The sequence below is a fragment of the Streptomyces sp. NPDC002324 genome (genome assembly GCF_053593335.1).
The window spans coordinates 1-18975 of sequence record NZ_JBSFCF010000020.1 but is presented as its reverse complement, the minus strand read 5'-3'; the positions used below and the strand labels follow the sequence as shown (position 1 = coordinate 18975).

The following is an 18975-nucleotide window of genomic DNA, read 5'->3' as shown; positions in this document are numbered from 1 at the left end:
CGCTTCTGCTCCCCGCTCCGCATTCGTACGACGTCCATCGTCTCCCGAGTCTCCCGACGCCGCACGAGCCGCACTCAGCGGCGCCATGCCTCGATCGGGTTGCCCAGCCACCGGGTGTCGTCGGGAACGGACTCCGCGGCCATGACCAGCGACGCCGGCCCCAGCGTGGTGCGGGCCCCGACCACGCTGCCGGGCAGGACGATTCCGCCCGGGCCCAGAGTGGCGCCCTCACGGAGCTCAACAGTATCCGTCCGCAAGATCCGGTCGTGGAAGAGGTGGGTCTGGAGCACACACCCCCGGTTCACCGTCGCCCCGTCGCCGAGCGTGACGAGGTCGGTCTCGGGTAGCCAGTAACTCTCCACCCACACCCCCCTGCCGATGGTCGCCCCGAGCCCGCGCAGCCATACGTTCAGCACCGGCGTGCCCGGCACCGACCCGGCCAGCCACGGCACGGCCAGCACCTCCACGAAAGTGTCCGCCAGCTCGTTGCGCCACACGAAACCGCTCCACAACGGATGCTCACCGGTGCGGTGCCGCCCCACGAGCAGCCACTTCGCGAGGACCGAGAGCACACATCCGAGGGCCCCGGCCGCCAGCAGCACGACCCCGCCCAGCGGCCACGCCCAGCCGCCCAGCGCGCTCAGCGCCGCCACCGTCAGCAGCGCGAGACCCGCCGAGCAGAACACCGGCACGATCCGGCACAGCTCCACCAGCGCCCGCGCCCACAGCAGCCGCGCGGGCGGCTCGTACGTCAGGCTCTGGTCACCGTCCGCGGCCGACCGGGGCAGCCTGACCGGCGGCAGCCCCAGATACGAGCTGCCCTTCTTGGCCTTCTTCGGCGTCGCCGACAGCACACCCACCAGACCGCCGTCCGGCACGGACCGTCCCGGCGCGGTCATCCCGGAGTTCCCGAGGAACGCCCGCCGCCCGATCTCCGCCCGCCCGATCCGCAGCCACCCGCCACCCAGCTCGTACGGCGCGGTCAACGTGTCGTCCGCGAGGAACGCCCCGTCGCCGACCGTCGTCAGACTCGGCAGCGCCAGGACGGTGGACACCTCGGCGCCCTTGCCGATCCGCATCCCCAGCAGCCGCAGCCACACCGGCGTCACCAGCCCCGCGTACAGCGGGAACAGCGTCTGCCGCGACCGGTCCATGAGCTGCGTGACCGTCCACGCCTGCCACCCGACCCGGCTGTGCGTGGGATGCGTGCCCTCCCGCAGACCGAGGCTCAGCAGCCGCACGGCCACGAGCAGCAGCAGCGCGTACGCCGCCCCGAACGCGAGCGTGGCCGGCACCAGCCCCAGCGCCCCGCCCCGCAGCGCCGCGCCGAGCCCCGCGTCCGGCGCCACGAACAGACCCAGCACGGCCAGCGCGGCGACCCCGGAGAGCACCGGCAGCGCCGTCAGCCCGAACCCCGTCACGCCGTACGACACCCGCCAGAACAGGCCCCGCTGCGGCCGCTCCTTGGGCCAGTTCCGCTTCGCCTTGCCCAGCTTCACCGCCGGCGCGCCGGCCCAGCGCTGCCCGGTGGGGACCTGCCCGGCCACCGCCGACCCCGGCGCCACCTCGGCCCGCTTGCCGACCCTGGCCCCCGGCAGCAGCATGCTCCGCGTCCCGACGACCGCTCCGGCACCCACCTTGACGGCCCCGATCTCCAGCCGGTCCCCGTCGAGCCAGTACCCGGAGAGATCCACCTCGGACTCCACGGCCGCACCCCGCCCGAGCTTCAGCAGCCCGGTCACCGGCGGCAGCGCGTGCAGGTCGACATCGGTCCCGACCCTGGCACCCAGCGCCCGCGCGTACCGCTCCAGCCACACCCCCGTCAGCGAGGTCGCCCCGCTGAACTCGGCCAGCCGCTCGGCCGCCCACAGCCGCAGGTGCACGCTCCCGCCGCGCGCGTACCGCCCGGGCGCCACCCCGCGCAGCAGCAGCCGCGCCCCGCCCGCCGCGACCGCCAGCCGCCCCGGCGGGGTGTACAACAGCACCGCCCCCACCGCCACGGCCCACCAGGGCGCGGTCGGCAGCCAGGCGTACGGCCCGAGCAGGTTCCCGAGCGCGGTCAGCGGGACGACCCACCGCAGCCCGAGGAGCGTGAACAGCGGCACGAGCAGCAGGAGCTGGACGAGCCGCGCCCGCACGGGCACGGGCTCCACCGCCCGGCGCGGACCCTCCTCCTCGCCCGACGCCTCCAGATACCGGGCCAGTTTCCGCAAAGTCGGCCGCTGGTAGATGTCCACCACGGCGACGCTCGGGTACCGGGTCCGCAACCGGGTCGTCAGCTGCGCGGCGGCCAGGCTGCCACCGCCGATCGCGAAGAAGTCGTCGCCCGCGCCGCCGACCGGGATGCCCAGCACCTGCGTCCACTGCTCGGCGAGCCACGCCTCGGTCCCGTACAGGTCCTCGGCCGGCCCGGCGCCCTCCAGCTCCGCGAGCGGCCACGGCAGGGCGTCGCGGTCCACCTTCCCCGACGTCCGGGTCGGCAGCTCCGCCACCGGCGCCAACAGCGGCACCAACGCGGCCGGCAGCTCCGCCCGCAGCTTCTCCACGGCCGCCCCCTGGTCCCACCCGTCCTGGGTGACCACATAGCCGACCAGCAGCTGGTTCCCGCTCCGCGCGGTCCGTACGGCCGCCGCGGCGCCCGCGACGCCGGGCAGCGCCTGGAGCGCGGCGTCGACCTCGCCCAGCTCGATCCGCCGCCCGCCGAGCTTGATCTGCTCGTCCGCCCGCCCGAGGAAGACCAGCCCCTCCGGTTCGGCCTTCACCAGGTCGCCGCTGCGATAGGCGCGCTCCCAGCCCAGCGACGCGAGCGGCGCGTACTTCTCCGCGTCCTTCTCGGCGTCGAGATACCGCGCGAGCCCCACGCCACCGATCACGAGCTGCCCGCTGCCGCCCATCGGCACGGGCTCCCCGGCCTCGTCGACGACGGCCAGTTCCCATCCGTCGAGCGGCAGCCCGATCCGGATCGGCTCCTCGCCGGACATCAGCGAGGCGCAGGCGACGACGGTGGCCTCGGTCGGCCCGTAGGTGTTCCAGACCTCGCGGCCCTCCGTCACCAGCCGCTGCGCCAGCTCCGGCGGGCAGGCCTCACCGCCGAAGATCAGCAGGCGTACGTCGTTCAGTGTCTCGGACTCCCACAGCGCGGCCAGGGTCGGCACGGTGGAGACGACCGTGATCTCCTGCTCGACCAGCCACGGCCCCAGATCGGCACCGCTCCTGACCTGCGAGCGCGGCACCGGCACCAGACAGGCCCCGTACCGCCAGGCCAGCCACATCTCCTCGCAGGACGCGTCGAAGGCCACGGACAGCCCGGCCATCACCCGGTCCCCGGGCCCGATCGGCTCCTCGGCCAGGAACAGCGCCGCCTCGGCGTCCACGAACGCGGCGGCGCTGCGATGGCTCACGGCCACGCCCTTGGGCTTGCCGGTCGACCCGGAGGTGAAGATGATCCACGCGTCGTGCTCGACCCCGGGCCGGGCGGCGGGGGAGTCGGACGCGCCGGTCACGGTCAGCTCGTGCCCGGCCCCGACGACGGCCCGCACCTCCGCCTCGCCGAACACCAGCTCGGCCCGCTCGTCGGGGTCCTCGGCGTCGACGGGCACGTAGGCGGCCCCGGCCGCGAGCACCGCGAGGATCGCGACGTACAGGTCGTTCGTGCCCGACGGCACCCGCACCCCGACCCGGTCACCGAGCCCGACCCCGGCCGCTCCCAGACGCTGCCGCAGGTGCTCCACCTCGACCGCCAGCGCACGGTAGCTCAGACGCCGCTTCCCGTCGTCCAGCGCCGGCTCGTCCGGGTAGGACCGCACGGACGCCTCGAAGACGTCCACGAGGGTGCGCGGGGAGGCCGCCGGGCCGGCCGAGAAGAGCGCCGCTCCGCCGAATCCTCCGGCTCCCTCCGCCAGCTCCCCGTCGAGCAACGTCAGGTCGGGACTCTCGTACACGGCGGCCATCGGATCCTCGCCTCTCGAACCCGGACCATCCGGGGGCGCCGACGGGCCCGCAGGTCTGCCTGGGGATATTTCCGTATCGGCACCGAACAAGCCCAATACTCTAGTGCTCGGGTGACTACGGCCTGTCGTGGCGGCCAAGCGGGGGCGTCCGCCAGGCGACCCGGCGGGGTGCGTGGGTGGGCCGTGACCTGGGGTTTTTCCGGTGGGAGGAGATGTCGCCCACATCTGGCCAGCCTAACGCGCGAAGGCCGCGACCTGATGGTCGCGGCCTTCGCCCCTGTGTGTCCGAGGGGGGACTTGAACCCCCACGCCCGATAAAGGGCACTAGCACCTCAAGCTAGCGCGTCTGCCATTCCGCCACCCGGACAAGGTGTCTGTCGCGCGGGGTTCCCCCCGTGGCGACGAAGGAAACATTACCAGGCTTTCCGGGGCCCCCGATCACCCCCGTACCCGGGGGCGGCCGGGTGTGAACGGCGTGTGACCCGGCCGGTCCCGGTCTTGGGGCGAGTGGTGGGGCAGGAGGAGGATGAGGGGGAACCACCAGCAGCGACAGCGGGAGGAACCAGCGTGAACGAGACGGACACGGGCAGGCACGTGACCGGCGAGGACGAGGTCGTCGACCTCTGCCGCGAGCTGATCCGGATCGACACCAGCAACTTCGGCGACCACTCGGGCCCGGGAGAGCGCAAGGCCGCCGAGTACGTCGCCGAGAAGCTGGCCGAGGTGGGGCTGGAGCCGCAGATCTTCGAGTCGCACCCGGGCCGCGCGTCGACGGTGGCCCGGATCGAGGGCGAGGACCCCTCGCGGCCCGCGCTGCTCATCCACGGCCACACCGACGTCGTTCCGGCCAACGCCGCGGACTGGACCCACCACCCGTTCTCCGGCGAGGTCGCGGACGGCTGTGTCTGGGGCCGGGGCGCCGTCGACATGAAGGACATGGACGCGATGACCCTGGCGGTCGTCCGCGACCGGCTGCGCAGCGGCCGCAAGCCCCCGCGCGACATCGTGCTCGCCTTCCTCGCGGACGAGGAGGCGGGCGGCACCTACGGGGCGAAGCACCTCGTCAAGAACCACGCCGACCTCTTCGAGGGCGTCACCGAGGCGATCAGCGAGGTCGGCGGGTTCTCGTTCACCGTGAACGAGCGGCGACGGCTCTATCTGATCCAGACGGCCGAGAAGGGCATGCACTGGATGAAGCTCACCGTGGCCGGCACGGCCGGGCACGGTTCGATGATCCACCGGGACAACGCCATCACCGAGCTGTCGGAGGCCGTCGCGCGGCTCGGCCGCCACCAGTTCCCGGTACGGGTCACCAAGACCACCCGGGCCTTCCTCGACGAACTCGGCGACGCGCTCGGCACCGAACTCGACCCGGAGGACATGGAGGGCACCCTCGCCAGGCTCGGCGGCATCGCCAAGCTGATCGGCGCGACCCTGCGCAACACCGCCAACCCCACCCAGCTCGGCGCCGGCTACAAGGTCAACGTCATCCCGGGCGAGGCCACCGCGCACGTCGACGGGCGGTTCCTGCCCGGATTCGAGGAGGAGTTCCTCGCCGACCTGGACAAGATTCTCGGCCCGAACGTGCGGCGCGAGGACGTGCACTCCGACAAGGCGCTGGAGACGTCCTTCGACGGGGCGATCGTCGACGCCATGCAGTCGGCGCTGCTCGCCGAGGACCCGGCCGCGCAGGCCGTGCCCTACATGCTCTCCGGCGGTACGGACGCCAAGTCCTTCGACGACCTCGGCATCCGGGGCTTCGGCTTCGCGCCGCTGAAGCTGCCGCCGGAGCTGGACTTCGCGGGCATGTTCCACGGTGTCGACGAGAGGGTGCCGGTGGACGGCCTGAAGTTCGGGGTGCGCGTCCTCGACCGTTTCATCGACGCGTCCTGACGTGAACGGGGCGCGTTATTCGGCAGCGCGTACGAAGACCGACCGGGTCGAGTGAATCGGACCATAAGCTCGTAGCTCCAATAGACCTTCCTCGTTACAGGTGATGTGACTCGCTACTTGGGGTCGCTTTGCCTACAAGGAGGAATAATGCTCAAGAAGGTCGTCGCCGCTGCGGCAGCCACCGGTGGTCTGGTTCTCGCGGGCGCGGGTCTGGCCGTTGCCGACGCCGGGGCCCAGGGTGCCGCGATCGGCTCCCCGGGTGTCGCGTCCGGCAACGTCGTCCAGGTGCCGGTTCACGTCCCCGTGAACGTGTGCGGCAACACGATCTCGGTGATCGGGCTGCTGAACCCCGCCTTCGGCAACACCTGCATCAACAAGTGACGTTGTGCCTCACCACGTGAGGGTCTGAAATAACCGTCGGCCCCGGAGTGCGCGCCATGCACTCCGGGGCCGTCCGGTATCCCGGCAAGGTGTAAAAGATCAGAACATAGGGCTAAGGCAGGTAATTCAGCAATGCGACAGGTCACCCGCAAAGGCCTCATGACGGTGGCGGCCGCGTCCGGTGTGCTCGCCGCGGCGGGCGGTGCCGCGCACGCCGACGCCGGTGCGCAGGGCTCCGCCACCCACTCGCCCGGTGTGCTCTCCGGCAACACCGTGCAGGCGCCGGTGGAGGCCGAGGTCAACGTCTGCGGCAACACGGTGAGCGTGGTCGGACTGCTCAACCCGGCCGCGGGCAACAAGTGTTCCAACGGCGGAGGCGGCAACCACGCACGCGGCGGCCAGGGCGGCGGCGGTCACGGTTCGTCGTACGGCGGCTCCCAGGCCGGCGGTCACACCGGTGACTCGCCGGGCGTGGCCTCCGGCAACCACGTCCAGGCTCCGGTGCACATCCCGGTCAACGTGTGCGGCAACAGCGTCGACGTGGTCGGCATCGGCAACCCGGCCACCGGCAACGACTGCTCGAACGGCGGTGGCGGCGGCGGTTACGGCGACCACGGCCACGGCGGTCCCGGTTCGTCCCACGGCGGCTCCCACGCGGACGGTCACACCGGCGGCTCGCCGGGCGTGGGCTCCGGCAACAGCGTGCAGGTGCCCATCGACGTGCCGGTCAACCTGTGCGGCAACAACATCGGCGTGATCGGTATCGGCAACGGGGTCACGGGCAACGACTGCGGGAACTCGGGCGGCGGAGGGGCGCACGAGAACCCGGGCGGTGGCCACCAGAACCCGCCGGGCGACTCCGAGGAGGCGTCCCCGCAGACACCGGGCAAGCCGGGCGGACCGGGCAAGCCCGGTGGCGAGGTCCCCGGCGGTGACACCAACCACCCGGGCACGCAGACCGTCACCCAGCCCGACGGTGCCGCGCAGCTCGCCCAGACCGGCGGCGACCTGCCGCTGGGGCTCGTCCTCCCGGTGGGCGCGGGCGCACTGATCGGGGGCGCCCTGATCTACCGCAAGGCGCGGGCGGCCGCTCTGTAACCCGACCCGGCCGGCGGCGGACGGAGCGGGCCCCGCACCAGCGGGGCCCGCTCCGTCTCGCTCCGCCCGCTCACCACGTGGCGCGAACCTGGCGGATGATCCGTCGGCGCAACCGCACCCTGCGGCTGCCGTCACGCAGCAGGCTCAGTCGGTCCAACTCCCAGTGTCCGTACTCGGCATGGTCCGTCAGCAGACGTGTGGCGTCCTTGCGGGAAACCCCGCGCGGTACGTACACGTCGACAAATTCGTATTCCGGCATCGGTATCTATTGTGCGGGCTGGGGCCCGGTACGGATAGCGTCTGCACTATGTCTGATGCTGCGCAGCCCACCGCTGCCGAGGTACGCGCCGCCGCCGAGGCGGTCAAGACCGCGCTCGACCGCCACCTGGCCGCGGTCGAACGCCGGTCGGGGGAGGACGACCCGGCCGTCTACGAGGCGTTCAACGAGCTGGCCGCGGCCGCCGAGGAGTACGACGAACTGCTCTACGACCGCTACGACGAGGTCACTCCCTTCGAGATCCCCGGCACCGAGGACATGCCGCCGTACACCGGCCCCGGGGAACCCGGCGCGCTCAGCGTGATGATCCGCCGGGACTACACGGTGGCCGAGCCGCAGCGGCTGCTGGCCCAGGCCCAGCGGGTGGAGGCGGCGGAGGAGCCACCCGGCTCCGACGGTCCGGCGAGCACGGTGCACGGTGCGCTGGGTCTGCTGTTCGGCGAGTTCGAGCCGGACGAGATCGCCTCCCGGCACAAGGAGTTCGGCCTGGAGGAGGGCGACTCCACGCTCTGGGTGACCGCCGCGGACGACACCGCCGAGCCCGGTGAGTGGCTGGAGGCGCCCTTCGAAGGGGTCGATCCGCAGAGGGTCGTCTGCCGCTTCGACGTCAGCGCGGTCTTCGACGACGAGCCGGACGACGACGACCTGGACGACGACCTCGCGCTGGAACCGGATCTCGGGGACGACGAGGAGCTGGAACCGCTGGACGCCGATCGCTGACGCGGGGCTCCCGCCGTCGAGCGCCCGGTGGCTCGGGGCAGGCGGGCGCAGGCGCGCGCACCCGCCCAGGTCCCGGCCCGCCCCTCATCGTCAGCGCGGTCGATCGGCCGCCGGCACCTGGGCCTTCAGCAGCGCCGGGAGCCGGGTCGTGCGCGGCTTCGCCGGTACCTCGGCTACCGCGCGGGGCAGGGCCTGCTCCACGCCGTGCACCACCGACAGATGCCGCTCGGCGCGACCGAAGGCCGTGTAGACCCAGGGCCGGCTCAGCGCCTGCGCCGCGTCACCCGGCAGCACCACGACCGCGGCCGGCCACCGGTGCCCCACGGCCTGGTGCGCGGTGAGCGCCCACCCGTGCCGCACGCTCTGCTCGACCCGCTCCTTCGGCACGACGACGGCGATGCCCGCGCACTCCAGATGCAGCCCCTCGGCGTCGGCCCGCACCACCCGGCCCGGCGTCGAACGGCCCGGAGCGGGGGAGTACGCCACGCGGTCGCCCGGGTCGAACCCGCCGAAGCGGCCCGGCCCCGGGTTCAGCCGCTCCTTGAGCGCGGTGTTGAGCGCGCGCGTGCCGGCCGCCCCACCATGCCCGGGAGTGATCACCTGCACCTGCTCGGCGGGGATCCCGAACGCCCTCGGTACCGAGTCCACGACCAGCTGCGCGGTCCTGTGCACCGCCTCGCCCGCGTCCCGCACCGGCACGATCACCACCTCCTTGCCGGGCGCGTCGACCTGGTTCAGCTCCCCGATCCCGATCCCCGAGACCAGCTCGCCGACGGGCCCGGGGTCGGGTGTCCGCGAGGCGACCTGCGGGCAGGCACGGGCGGCGAGCAGATCCGCGAAGACCCGGCCAGGCCCGGCGGACCACAGCACCCCCGGGTCGCCGCTGAGCACCAGCCGGGCCCCGTCGGGCAGCGACTCGGCGAGCAGCGCGGCGGTCTCGACGTCCAGCTGGGGCGCGTCCAGCACCGCGAGCAGGTCGAGGTCGAGGGCGCCGTCCCGGTCCCGGCCGGGGCCCTCGGCGCCGGACAGCAGCCCGGCCAGGGTCGTCACGGCGGCGGGCTCGACTCCCTCGGCCCCGGCCGATCCCTCGACGGCCGCTCCCTCGCCGTCGGCCGGGGCGGAGGCGAGGCGCCGCCTTCCGTCCGCGCTGTGTGTCGCCGCGTACGCCTTCAGTCCGAGTGCCCGGGCGGCCGCGACCAGGGCCGCCGGTTCCGCGCGGGCCGCCTCGCCGCCGGTGTGGAGCACCAGCCCGTGTCCGGCGACGGCGCGGATCAGCTCCGCCGCCGACCGCGGTGCCGAGTCCGCCGCCGAGGCCCAGTCCGCCGTGTCCTCCTTGGCCAGGGAGTTCATGACGCGGGCGAGTCCGTCGGCGAGGCTCTCCTCGGCGAGGGCGTACCGCTCCAGACCGATGAGGACACGCACCGGGCGCTCCTGATCAGCCTCGTCGCCCTCGGCGTCGTCGGCCGGGGCCGCGGACCGGGCCGCTGCCGGGGTGTCGTCGAGGGCGTCCTGGAAGACCAGGGCCTCGCCCTCGGCGACCGTGCTCTGGACGGCCTCGTCGGGGTCGGGCACGGAACACCGGGCGAGCGCGGCGGCCAGCGCCGGGGCCTCCAGCGCCGTGTGCCCGGCGACGGCCGCCTGCTCCAGCAGCCACACGGTGACCGCCCGGCCCCGCCGCTCGTCGTCCGGGCCGCACTCGGCGCCGAGCAGCGCCCGCGCGAAACCGTCGGCCTGCTCCGGCCGCACCCCCGCGACCCGCAGCAACTGCCAGGGGTCCTCGCGCAGTCGAGCGCCGGCGCCCTCGCCGAGTGCCTCGGCGACCGGCGCCGCCAGCGCTTCGGGGGCACCGCCCGCGGCCAGCACCGCGCGCACGTCCTCGACGGTCTCGCCCGAAGGAGCCGGCGCACCCCCCGAGGACGCCATCGGCTCCGGTCGCCGCACGGGCTCCGGCGCCGGCCGGCGCGGAGCTGGGGCGGGCTCGGCGAAGGCGGTGGCCGTGGGCTTCTGCCCGCCCTCCACCGCCCGTACGGCGGCCAGCAGATCGGCGGCCGACCCACTGAGCTTGGCCCCGCTCGTGATCGGCGCCTTCTTCTCCGCCTTGCGTCGCTCGATCCGCTCCCGCTCCAGCCGCTGGGCCGCCAACTCGGCCTGCGCCTCGGAATTTTCGGGTGTGGCTTCGCCACCGTCGCCGGCCACGGCCTCGGCGGAACCCTCGCCCTCGCCCTCGCCCTCGCCGTCGCCGGAGCCGTCGTCCCCCTCCTGCGGCGTCGCCGTGACCGCGGCGTCCCGGTCGTCGGACGTGCCGCCGGGCGCGTCGGTGCCGTCGGCGGGCGTCCCGTCGCCCCGTCCCCCCGGCTCGTCCGGCTCCGTGGTCGCGGGCTCCGTGCTCACAGCGTGCTCCAGTCGTGATCGGGATAGCGGTGCACGGGCGCCGACACGTCGTCGAGAGCCCGGCAGATCTCGTCAGGAAGACTAAGGCTCTCCACTGACAGTGCCCCCGTGAGCTGCAGCGCGTTGCGCGCGCCGACGATGGGCGCGGCCACGCCGGGCCGGTCGCGGACCCAGGCGAGGGCCACCTGGATCGGGGTCACCGCGAGGCCGTCCGCGGCCGTCTGCACCGCGTCCACGATGCTGGTCGCCGTGTCGTCGAGGTAGGGCGCGACGAACGGGGCCATGTGCTCCGAGCCGCCCCGTGAGTCCGGAGGCGTGATGTGGCGGTACTTGGCGGTCAGCACCCCCCGGCCCAGGGGGGAGGACGGGAGCAGGCCGATGCCCAGGTCCAGTGCGGCGGGCAGCACCTCACGCTCGACGCCGCGCTGCAGCAGGGAGTACTCCAACTGCGTACTGGCCAGGCGCGTGCGTATGCCGGGGGCCGCGAGCTGCCAGGTGGCGGCCTTCGCGAGCTGCCAGCCGCAGAAGTTGGAGACCCCGGCGTAACGGGCCCGGCCGCTGCTGACGGCCAGGTCGAGGGCCTGGAGCGTTTCGTCCAGCGGGGTTTCGGGGTCGTAGGCGTGGATGTGCCAGACGTCGACGTAGTCGGTGCCGAGACGGGCGAGGGAGGCGTCGAGGGCGGCGAGAAGATGGCCGCGCGAGCCGTCGAAGCGGCGGTCGGGGTCCGGGACGCTGCCGGCCTTCGTGGAGATGACGAGGTCGCGGCGGGGCACCAGCCCGTCCATCAACTGACCCAGCAGGTACTCCGCCTCGCCGTCCCCGTACACGTCGGCGGTGTCGACCAGGGTGCCGCCCGCCTCCCAGAACAGCTTCAACATGTCCGCGGCGTCGTGCTCGTCCGTGTCGCGGCCCCATGTCAGGGTGCCGAGCCCGATCCGGGACACACGCAGGCCGGTACGGCCGAGATGCCTCTGCTCCATGAACGGCGACATTACTGGCCGGAGTTCCCCACGTGGGGGCCTGTGGACAACCGATTTCCGGAGGCGGAGGCCCTGGGCCCGCCCCTTTCCGGTCCCACCGAACCCCCGCCTCGCGGGCTCGGGAGGGCGGCGGCCCGGTAGGGTCGGCGCGACAAAGACGTTACTGATCGGTAAGGGGAAGGCTGGTCTATATGAAGCTCGGGATCAACCTCGGCTACTGGGGCGCCGGAATGGACGGGGACAACCTGGCCGTGGCCCAGGAGGCCGACCGGCTGGGTTACGCGGTGTGCTGGGCGGCGGAGGCGTACGGCTCGGACGCCGCCACCGTGCTCAGCTGGGTCGCCGCCAAGACCGAACGCATCGACGTGGGCTCTGCCATCTTCCAGATCCCGGCCCGCCAGCCCGCGATGACCGCGATGACCGCCGCGACGCTGGACTCGCTGTCCGGCGGCCGCTTCCGGCTCGGCCTCGGCGTCTCGGGACCGCAGGTCTCCGAGGGCTGGTACGGCGTCAAGTTCGACAAGCCGCTCGCCCGCACCCGCGAGTACGTCGAGATCGTCCGCAAGGCGATGACCCGCGAGCGCCTGTCGCACGACGGCGAGCACTGGACGCTGCCCCTTCCCGGCGGCCCCGGCAAGCCGCTGAAGCTGACCGTGCACCCCACCCGCGAGCACATCCCGCTGTACATCGCCGCGATCGGCCCGAAGAACCTGGAGCAGACCGGCGAGATCGCCGACGGCGCCCTGCTGATCTTCCCCTCGGCGGCGCACCTGGAGGACACGGCCGTCACGTACCTGCGGGCGGGACGGGAGAAGGCCGGCAAGACCCTCGACGGCTTCGACATCTGCCCGACCGTGCCGCTGGCCGTCGGCGACGACAAGGACGTGACGACGCTCGCCGACACCTTCCGCCCCTACACCGCGCTGTACGTGGGCGGCATGGGCAGCCGCAAGCAGAACTTCTACAACCAGCTCGCCCGGCGCATGGGGTACGAGAAGGAGGCCGTCGAGATCCAGGACAAGTACCTGGCCGGCGACAAGACCGGGGCCGCGGCCGCCATCCCGCACGAGCTGATCGACCAGACGACGCTGCTCGGCTCCGTGGAACGCATCGCCGACCGGATGACGGCCTACGCCGCGGCCGGGGTCACCACCCTCACGCTCGCGCCGGCGGGCTTCACCCTCGACGAGCGGATCGCCTCGCTGCGGGCCGGCTCGCAGGCCATGGAGCTGGCCGGTCTCGCGTAACCCGAACGGCGCAGCGGCCGACGAGAGCCGGGAACCGGCGGGAGTCGGCCCCGGCGGTCCGGTCGGCAAGCACTACGGCCGTGGTGGGGGCTCGGGGGTCTTCCCCGCCACGGCCGGCACCCGGGACAACGCGGCATCACCCCGCTCGGTTACGCCCCATCGCCGCCCCGGCGTCATTCGTTCGGCGCATTTGTCCGACACAGCTGTTGCCCGGCTCCCGGTACCCCATTTGACTCGTTTTCTGCAGGACCCTGCCAGGCCCCTGCAGAGAGGTGTCCTTCGATGCTTTCGGCCAAGAGTCTGTTCCAGGAGATCGTCGACAACGACGAGTCGTTCCGGCTGTTCTGCTCCATCGCCGCCGGCGGGGAGACCCAGGGCGGCTGGGAGAACGCGCGCATCGCCGCGCTGGTCCCGCCGAGCGAGCGGGCGCTCGCACCCAAGATCACCCGCCATGGCGCCGACGAGGACAAGCACGGGCGCATCTTCAACGCCCTCATGAGGAAACGCGGCCTCCAGCCCGTGGAGGTCCCGGCCGACACCGACTACACCATGCTCCTGGAGCGGGGCGGGATCGGTCTCGCGCACGAGAAGCTCAACGCCGACGAGGCCCTCTCGGTGCGGGACGTCATCGTCTACCTGTGCCACAGCCGGGTCACCGAACAGCGGGCCGCCGACCAGATGGTGATGCTCCGCAAGCACTTCGGCAGTCACCCCGAGATCGGCAGGGCCGTGCGGATGATCTCCGACGACGAGGACAACCACCTCGCCTACACCCACGAGGAACTGCTGCGCTACGCGGCCGCCGGACACGGGCGCTTCATCCAGCGGACCCTGCGTGAGTGCGCCCTCGCCGAGATCGCCGTCTACCGGGACGTCAGCCTCGCCGTGATGGACCGCATGGGGCGCATCCTGGGCTGGCCGAAGGCCAAGGCGGCCGTCCTCGCCGCGGGCATCCGCGCGGTGTACGCGTACGAGCGGGCCCTCGGCTGGCGCCGCATGGTCACCCTGGAGATGCCGACCCGCCGCGACGCCCTGGGCGGCCCGGCCACGGCGGCCCCGGAGTTCGCCTGAAGCCACGACCCGCACGCGCGCGTGGAGCCGGTTCTCGGGCCCACGCGCGCGTGCGCGAGGCGGTCCTCGGCGACACGGGGAGGTCTACAGCCAGCCCCGGCGCTTGAAGAGGCGGAACACCAGCACCTCCGTCACGACCATCAGCGCCATCAGTGCCGGATACGACCACGTCCAGTGCAGTTCCGGCATGTGCTCGAAGTTCATGCCGTAGACACCGGCGGCCATGGTCGGGATCGCGGCCATGGCCGCCCAGGCCGAGATCTTCCGCATGTCGTCGTTCTGGCGGACGCTCATCTGCGCCAGGTGCGCGGAGAGGATGTCGGAGACCAGCCGGTCCAGTCCCTCGACGGACTCGTTGACGCGGGTGAGGTGGTCGTTGACGTCACGGAAGAAGGGCTGGGCCTTCTCGTCGACGAAGGGCACCGCGGCCGCGGCGTTGCCGGTGGAGGAGAGCCGGTTGAGCGGCGCGGCGAGAGGGCCGGTCGCCCGGCGGAACTCCAGGACCTGACGCTTGAAGGTGTAGATCCGGGAGGCGGTGTTCCGGGAGCCGCCGACATCGGGCGAGAAGACCTCCGCCTCCAGCTCCTCCAGGTCCGTCTGGAGTTCGGTCGCCACGTCCAGATAGTGGTCGACGGTGGCGTCCGTGATCGCGTACAGCACGGAGGTGGGCCCCTTGCCGAGCAGTTCGGGCTCCCGCTCCAGCCGGCTGCGGACGACGCCCAGGGGCGAGCCCTCGCCGTGGCGGACGGTCACCACGAAGGCGTGGCCGAGGAAGACCATCACCTCCCCGGTGGTCACCGTGTCGGTGGCGGGCTCGTACCCGACCGGCTTGAGGACCATGAACAGCGAATCGTCGTACACCTCCAGCTTGGGCCGCTGGTGCGCCTTCAGCGCGTCCTCGACGGCCAGCGGATGCAGCGCGAACTCCTCTGTGACCAGGGCGAACTCCTTCTCCGACGGCTCGTGCAGGCCGATCCACACGAAGCCGCCCGAGGCACGGGCCGCGGCCAGGGCGTCGGAGAGGTCCTCGGGGCCCTCGGTGCGGTGCCCGTCGTGGTAGACGGCACAGTCGACGATCACGGGGAGTTCCTTTCTCGGGGGCTGTGTCCACAGCCGTCTCGTTCGCGGAGGCTTTGTCCACAGGGCCGGAGGGGGCGGTCGGGCGGGCGTCTACGCTGGGACGCATGCCCACGTTGATCCTTGTCCGGCACGGACGTTCCACCGCCAACACCGAGGGCGTGCTCGCCGGGTGGACGCCCGGGATCGCGCTCGACGAGCGGGGGGCGGCGCAGGCCGCGGCGCTGCCCGGCCGCCTCGACGGACTGCCGATCGCCGAGATCGTCACGAGTCCGCTCCAGCGCTGCCAGGAGACGATCCGCCCCCTCCTCGACGCCCGGCCCGGCCTCAGCCCGCACACCGACGACCGCATCGGTGAGTGCCACTACGGTGACTGGTCCGGCCGCAAGCTCGCCGAACTGATGGACGAGCCGCTGATGCAGGTCGTCCAGACGTACCCGACGGCGGCCGAGTTCCCGGGCGGCGAGTCGATGCGGGCCATGCAGCACCGGGCCGCCGAGGCGGTGCGGGAGTGGAACGCGCGCGTGGAGCGCGAGCACGGGGCCGACGCCGTGTATGTGATGTGCTCGCACGGCGACATCATCAAGTCGCTCGTCGCGGACGCACTCGGACTTCATCTGGACCTCTTCCAGCGGATCTCTGTCGAACCGTGTTCCATCACCGCGATCCGTTACACCCGACTCAGGCCGTTTCTCGTCCGTCTCGGCGACACCGGGGACTTCACGTCCCTGGCGCCGCGCGAGCAGCCCCCGAGCGGTGACGCGACCGTCGGGGGCGGTGCGGGGGCACCGTGATCGTCAACCGCAGTAGGGTGAAGCGGTCGCGGCGGCGCTGAACCAGTCAGCAGCCGGCGCGACCGGTCCCGACGTCGATTCCAATGGAGACAGGACGTGTCCCGTCAGGTGTTCCTCTACGACCCCCCGGACCGCTTCGTGGCCGGTACGGTCGGGCTGCCCGGGCGCCGGACCTTCTTCCTGCAGGCCTCCTCCGGGCAGCGTGTCACCAGTGTCGCCCTGGAGAAGACCCAGGTCGCCGCGCTCGCCGAGCGCATGGACGAGCTGCTCGACGAGGTCGTGCGGCGCAGCGGCGGAAGCGCCGCGGTGCCGGCCGTCGCCCCCACCGAGGTGTCGGACACGGCGCCGCTGGAGGCCCCCGTCGAGGAGGAGTTCCGGGTCGGCACCATGGCGCTGGCCTGGGACGGCGACGAGGAGCGGATGATCGTCGAGGCCCAGGCCCTGGTCGAGCTGGACGCCGACTCCGAGGAGGACCTGGCCGAGGCGGAGGAGCGGATGCTCCAGGACGAGGAGAACGGCCCGCCGATGCTCCGGGTCCGCCTCACCGGTTCCCAGGCCCGTGCCTTCGCCAAGCGTGCCCTCGACGTCGTCAACGCGGGGCGGCCGCCGTGCCCGCTGTGCAGTCTGCCGCTCGATCCGGAGGGACACGTATGTCCGCGCCAGAACGGATACCGGCGGGGGGCGTGACCTCCTCCGCCTCCGCTGCCTCCGCCGGCTCGTCGTCGCCCGACCTGCCGTCGGTCGAGCTGCTCGCCGAGGGCGAGTTGACCGTGCGGGGGCGGGTGCGGGAGGCGTCCAACGCGGTGCTGTACTGCACGGTCTCCCACGACGGCCGGGAGGCCGCCTGCGTCTACAAGCCCGTCGCCGGGGAGCGGCCCCTGTGGGACTTCCCCGACGGCACGCTCGCGCAGCGGGAGGTCGCCGCGTACGAGGTGTCCGAGGCGACCGGCTGGGGGCTGGTCCCGCCCACCGTGCTGCGCGACGGGCCCTACGGCCAGGGCATGTGCCAGCTGTGGATCGAGGGCGAGGCCGGTTCCGAACTGCTGGCCCTCGTGGAGGGCGAGGAGGCGGGGGAGGGCTGGAAGGCCGTCGGCTTCGCGGAGGTCGGGAACGGCGAGACCGCGCTCCTCGTGCACGCCGACGACCGGCGGCTGCGACGGCTCGCCGTGCTCGACGCGGTCGTCAACAACGCCGACCGCAAGGGCGGGCATCTTCTGCCCGCCGGGGAGCGGTTGTACGGCATCGACCACGGGGTGACCTTCAACGTCGAGAACAAGCTGCGGACACTGCTGTGGGGGTGGGCGGGGGAACCGCTCACCGAGGAGGCCGTCGAGGTGCTGAGCCGGCTGCGGGGCGCACTGGCCGAGGGCGGACCGCTGGCCGCGAAGCTGGTCGCGTTGATCACACCGGCCGAGCTGGATGCCACACGGGAGCGGGTGGCCGCGTTGCTGAGGAGCGGACGCCACCCGGAGCCGAGCGGCGAGTGGCCGGCGATCCCCTGGCCCCCGGTCTGAGGGCACCGCTGGGGCCCACCCCTGCCGCGGAGTACGCCCCGTCAGGGGCGCGGGGAACCGCGAGACCAGCCACGGCCGGCGCAGCCGCAGGACAGCCTGTACCCCCGAACTGGAAGGCGCCCCGGCCGATCCCCCGGAGGGACCCCGCATGACCGCGCAACGATCGGGTTAGGCTCGTGGCATGCATGCCTGGCCCGCTTCTGAGGTCCCCGCCCTGCCCGGCAAGGGCCGCGACCTTCGGATCCACGACACCGCGACCGATGGGCTCATCACCCTTGACCCCGGTCCCGTCGCCCGTATCTACGTCTGCGGTATCACCCCGTACGACGCCACCCACATGGGTCACGCGGCGACCTACAACGCGTTCGACCTCGTCCAGCGCGTGTGGCTCGACACCAAGCGGCAGGTTCACTACGTCCAGAACGTCACGGACGTCGACGACCCCCTGCTGGAGCGGGCCGCGCGCGACGCCATCGACTGGGTGGCCCTCGCCGAGAAGGAGACCGCCCTCTTCCGCGAGGACATGACCGCCCTGCGGATGCTCCCGCCGCGCCACTACATCGGCGCGGTCGAGGCCATCCCCGGAATCGTTCCGCTCGTCGAGCGGCTCCTCGACTCCGGTGCCGCGTACGAACTCGAAGGGGACATCTACTTCTCCGTCGAGGCCGACCCCGACTTCGGCAAGGTCTCGCGCCTGGACGCCGCCACGATGCGGCTGCTCTCGGCCGAGCGCGGCGGGGACCCGGACCGGGCCGGGAAGAAGAACCCCCTCGACCCGATGCTCTGGATGGCCGCGCGTGAGGGCGAGCCCAGCTGGGACGGCGGCTCCCTCGGCCGCGGCCGGCCCGGCTGGCACATCGAGTGCGTCGCCATCGCCCTCGACCACCTGGGCATGGGCTTCGACGTCCAGGGCGGCGGCTCCGACCTCGCCTTCCCGCACCACGAGATGGGCGCCTCGCACGCGCAGGCCCTGACCGGCGAGTTCCCCATGGCCAAGGCGTACGTCCACGCCGGCATGGTGGCGCTGCACGGCGAGAAGATGTCGAAGTCCAAGGGCAACCTGGTCTTCGTCTCCCGGCTGCGCCGCGACGGGGTCGACCCGGCCGCGATACGGCTCGCGCTCCTCGCCCACCACTACCGGGCCGACTGGGAGTGGACGGACCAGGTGCTCCAGTACGCCGTCGACCGCCTCGGCCGGTGGCGCGCCGCCGTCTCCCGGCCGGACGGGCCGTCCGCCGAGGCCCTCGTCGAGGAGATCCGCGAGGCTCTCGCGCACGACCTGGACGCGCCGACCGCGCTCACCGCGGTCGACCGCTGGGCCGCGCTCCAGGAGGAGCGGGGCGGTACGGACGAGGGTGCGCCCGGCATCGTGTCCCGTGCCGTGGACGCGCTGCTCGGCGTGGCTCTGTGACCCACCTGAAGTAACGACTCTGCACAGGTGTCGAAGCCGACACCCGTGTCCCGTGCGTCAGACACGGGACGAGAGTGGAGGGGGGGCGCCGCCGGCCCGGGGGGGGGGGCCCCCCGCGTTGCCCGGGCGCGCGGGGCGGGTGGGGTTCGGTGGGGGCCCAAGGCCGGAGGG

At 72.9% G+C, this 18975-nt stretch carries 15 protein-coding genes and 1 tRNA gene; 10 read left to right on the top strand and 6 right to left on the bottom strand.

The genetic code is table 11. The features are described from left to right. Positions 1-74 precede the first annotated feature (74 nt). Together ACWCRJ_RS24700 and ACWCRJ_RS24695 are read right to left on the bottom strand one after the other, a co-directional pair. The gene (locus tag ACWCRJ_RS24700; protein WP_450941322.1) at positions 75-3950 is read right to left on the bottom strand and encodes a Pls/PosA family non-ribosomal peptide synthetase; all 3876 of its coding nucleotides are present in this window, start codon (positions 3948-3950) and stop codon (positions 75-77) included. Between the two features lie 282 nt (positions 3951-4232). After that, positions 4233-4317, bottom strand: a tRNA-Leu gene (locus tag ACWCRJ_RS24695). Between the two features lie 200 nt (positions 4318-4517). On the opposite strand from ACWCRJ_RS24695, the gene ACWCRJ_RS24690 reads away from it, so the two are divergent. The 3 genes from ACWCRJ_RS24690 (at position 4518) to ACWCRJ_RS24680 (ending at position 7322) form a co-directional block, all read left to right on the top strand. After that, positions 4518-5843, top strand: a complete 1326-nt coding sequence (locus ACWCRJ_RS24690; RefSeq protein ID WP_450941321.1) for a M20/M25/M40 family metallo-hydrolase — start codon at positions 4518-4520, stop codon at positions 5841-5843. A 147-nt stretch (positions 5844-5990) separates the two neighbouring features. Next, positions 5991-6224: a chaplin ChpH gene (gene chpH, locus ACWCRJ_RS24685; RefSeq protein WP_005485162.1), complete on the top strand. Its 234-nt coding sequence runs from the start codon at positions 5991-5993 to the stop codon at positions 6222-6224. Between the two features lie 132 nt (positions 6225-6356). Further along, complete coding sequence (locus ACWCRJ_RS24680) at positions 6357-7322, top strand: chaplin (RefSeq protein ID WP_450941320.1); 966 nt, start codon at positions 6357-6359, stop codon at positions 7320-7322. A gap of 70 nt (positions 7323-7392) precedes the next feature. Here the strand turns inward: ACWCRJ_RS24680 and ACWCRJ_RS24675 are convergent, their stop codons facing one another. After that, entirely contained in the window at positions 7393-7581 is a 189-nt protein-coding gene (locus tag ACWCRJ_RS24675; RefSeq protein WP_005485166.1) for a DUF5703 family protein, read from the bottom strand. 48 nt (positions 7582-7629) lie between these two features. Between ACWCRJ_RS24675 and ACWCRJ_RS24670 the strand changes: the two genes are divergently transcribed. Beyond that, on the top strand, positions 7630-8319 hold the full coding sequence (locus ACWCRJ_RS24670; RefSeq protein ID WP_450941319.1) for a hypothetical protein: 690 nt from the start codon (positions 7630-7632) through the stop codon (positions 8317-8319). 90 nt (positions 8320-8409) lie between these two features. On the opposite strand, the gene ACWCRJ_RS24665 is transcribed toward ACWCRJ_RS24670, so the two are convergent. Together ACWCRJ_RS24665 and ACWCRJ_RS24660 are read right to left on the bottom strand one after the other, a co-directional pair. Further along, on the bottom strand, positions 8410-10710 hold the full coding sequence (locus tag ACWCRJ_RS24665; RefSeq protein WP_450941318.1) for a helix-hairpin-helix domain-containing protein: 2301 nt from the start codon (positions 10708-10710) through the stop codon (positions 8410-8412). After that, entirely contained in the window at positions 10707-11690 is a 984-nt protein-coding gene (locus tag ACWCRJ_RS24660) for an aldo/keto reductase (protein WP_450941317.1), read from the bottom strand. Before ACWCRJ_RS24660 ends, ACWCRJ_RS24665 begins: the two co-directional genes overlap by 4 nt. 191 nt (positions 11691-11881) lie before the next feature. Between ACWCRJ_RS24660 and ACWCRJ_RS24655 the strand changes: the two genes are divergently transcribed. Continuing rightward, entirely contained in the window at positions 11882-12937 is a 1056-nt protein-coding gene (locus ACWCRJ_RS24655; RefSeq protein ID WP_450941316.1) for an LLM class F420-dependent oxidoreductase, read from the top strand. Positions 12938-13219: 282 nt separating this feature from the next. Then, the gene (locus ACWCRJ_RS24650; RefSeq protein WP_450941315.1) at positions 13220-14008 is read left to right on the top strand and encodes a ferritin-like domain-containing protein; all 789 of its coding nucleotides are present in this window, start codon (positions 13220-13222) and stop codon (positions 14006-14008) included. 84 nt (positions 14009-14092) lie between these two features. On the opposite strand, the gene corA is transcribed toward ACWCRJ_RS24650, so the two are convergent. After that, entirely contained in the window at positions 14093-15088 is a 996-nt protein-coding gene (gene corA / locus ACWCRJ_RS24645; protein ID WP_450941314.1) for a magnesium/cobalt transporter CorA, read from the bottom strand. Between the two features lie 104 nt (positions 15089-15192). On the opposite strand from corA, the gene ACWCRJ_RS24640 reads away from it, so the two are divergent. The 4 genes from ACWCRJ_RS24640 (at position 15193) to mshC (ending at position 18804) form a co-directional block, all read left to right on the top strand. Continuing rightward, complete coding sequence (locus tag ACWCRJ_RS24640; RefSeq protein WP_450941313.1) at positions 15193-15879, top strand: histidine phosphatase family protein; 687 nt, start codon at positions 15193-15195, stop codon at positions 15877-15879. A gap of 96 nt (positions 15880-15975) precedes the next feature. Continuing rightward, the gene (locus tag ACWCRJ_RS24635) at positions 15976-16566 is read left to right on the top strand and encodes a DUF3090 domain-containing protein (protein ID WP_037701872.1); all 591 of its coding nucleotides are present in this window, start codon (positions 15976-15978) and stop codon (positions 16564-16566) included. Then, entirely contained in the window at positions 16530-17393 is an 864-nt protein-coding gene (locus tag ACWCRJ_RS24630; RefSeq protein ID WP_450941312.1) for an SCO1664 family protein, read from the top strand. The genes ACWCRJ_RS24635 and ACWCRJ_RS24630 overlap by 37 nt, the downstream gene beginning before the upstream one ends. 181 nt (positions 17394-17574) lie before the next feature. Beyond that, positions 17575-18804, top strand: coding sequence for a cysteine--1-D-myo-inosityl 2-amino-2-deoxy-alpha-D-glucopyranoside ligase (gene mshC, locus ACWCRJ_RS24625; protein WP_450941311.1), 1230 nt, complete (start codon positions 17575-17577; stop codon positions 18802-18804). The last annotated feature ends 171 nt before the right edge of the window (positions 18805-18975 follow it).

Excerpts from the sequence above, each read along its gene's own strand:
- ACWCRJ_RS24700 (WP_450941322.1), bottom strand. The coding sequence starts at position 3,950 with ATGGCCGCCGTGTACGAGAGTCCCGACCTGACGTTGCTCGACGGGGAG.
- chpH (WP_005485162.1), top strand. The coding sequence starts at position 5,991 with ATGCTCAAGAAGGTCGTCGCCGCTGCGGCAGCCACCGGTGGTCTGGTT.
- ACWCRJ_RS24680 (WP_450941320.1), top strand. The coding sequence starts at position 6,357 with ATGCGACAGGTCACCCGCAAAGGCCTCATGACGGTGGCGGCCGCGTCC.
- ACWCRJ_RS24675 (WP_005485166.1), bottom strand. The coding sequence starts at position 7,581 with ATGCCGGAATACGAATTTGTCGACGTGTACGTACCGCGCGGGGTTTCC.
- ACWCRJ_RS24670 (WP_450941319.1), top strand. The coding sequence starts at position 7,630 with ATGTCTGATGCTGCGCAGCCCACCGCTGCCGAGGTACGCGCCGCCGCC.
- ACWCRJ_RS24660 (WP_450941317.1), bottom strand. The coding sequence starts at position 11,690 with ATGGAGCAGAGGCATCTCGGCCGTACCGGCCTGCGTGTGTCCCGGATC.
- ACWCRJ_RS24655 (WP_450941316.1), top strand. The coding sequence starts at position 11,882 with ATGAAGCTCGGGATCAACCTCGGCTACTGGGGCGCCGGAATGGACGGG.
- ACWCRJ_RS24650 (WP_450941315.1), top strand. The coding sequence starts at position 13,220 with ATGCTTTCGGCCAAGAGTCTGTTCCAGGAGATCGTCGACAACGACGAG.
- ACWCRJ_RS24640 (WP_450941313.1), top strand. The coding sequence starts at position 15,193 with ATGCCCACGTTGATCCTTGTCCGGCACGGACGTTCCACCGCCAACACC.
- ACWCRJ_RS24630 (WP_450941312.1), top strand. The coding sequence starts at position 16,530 with ATGTCCGCGCCAGAACGGATACCGGCGGGGGGCGTGACCTCCTCCGCC.
- mshC (WP_450941311.1), top strand. The coding sequence starts at position 17,575 with ATGCATGCCTGGCCCGCTTCTGAGGTCCCCGCCCTGCCCGGCAAGGGC.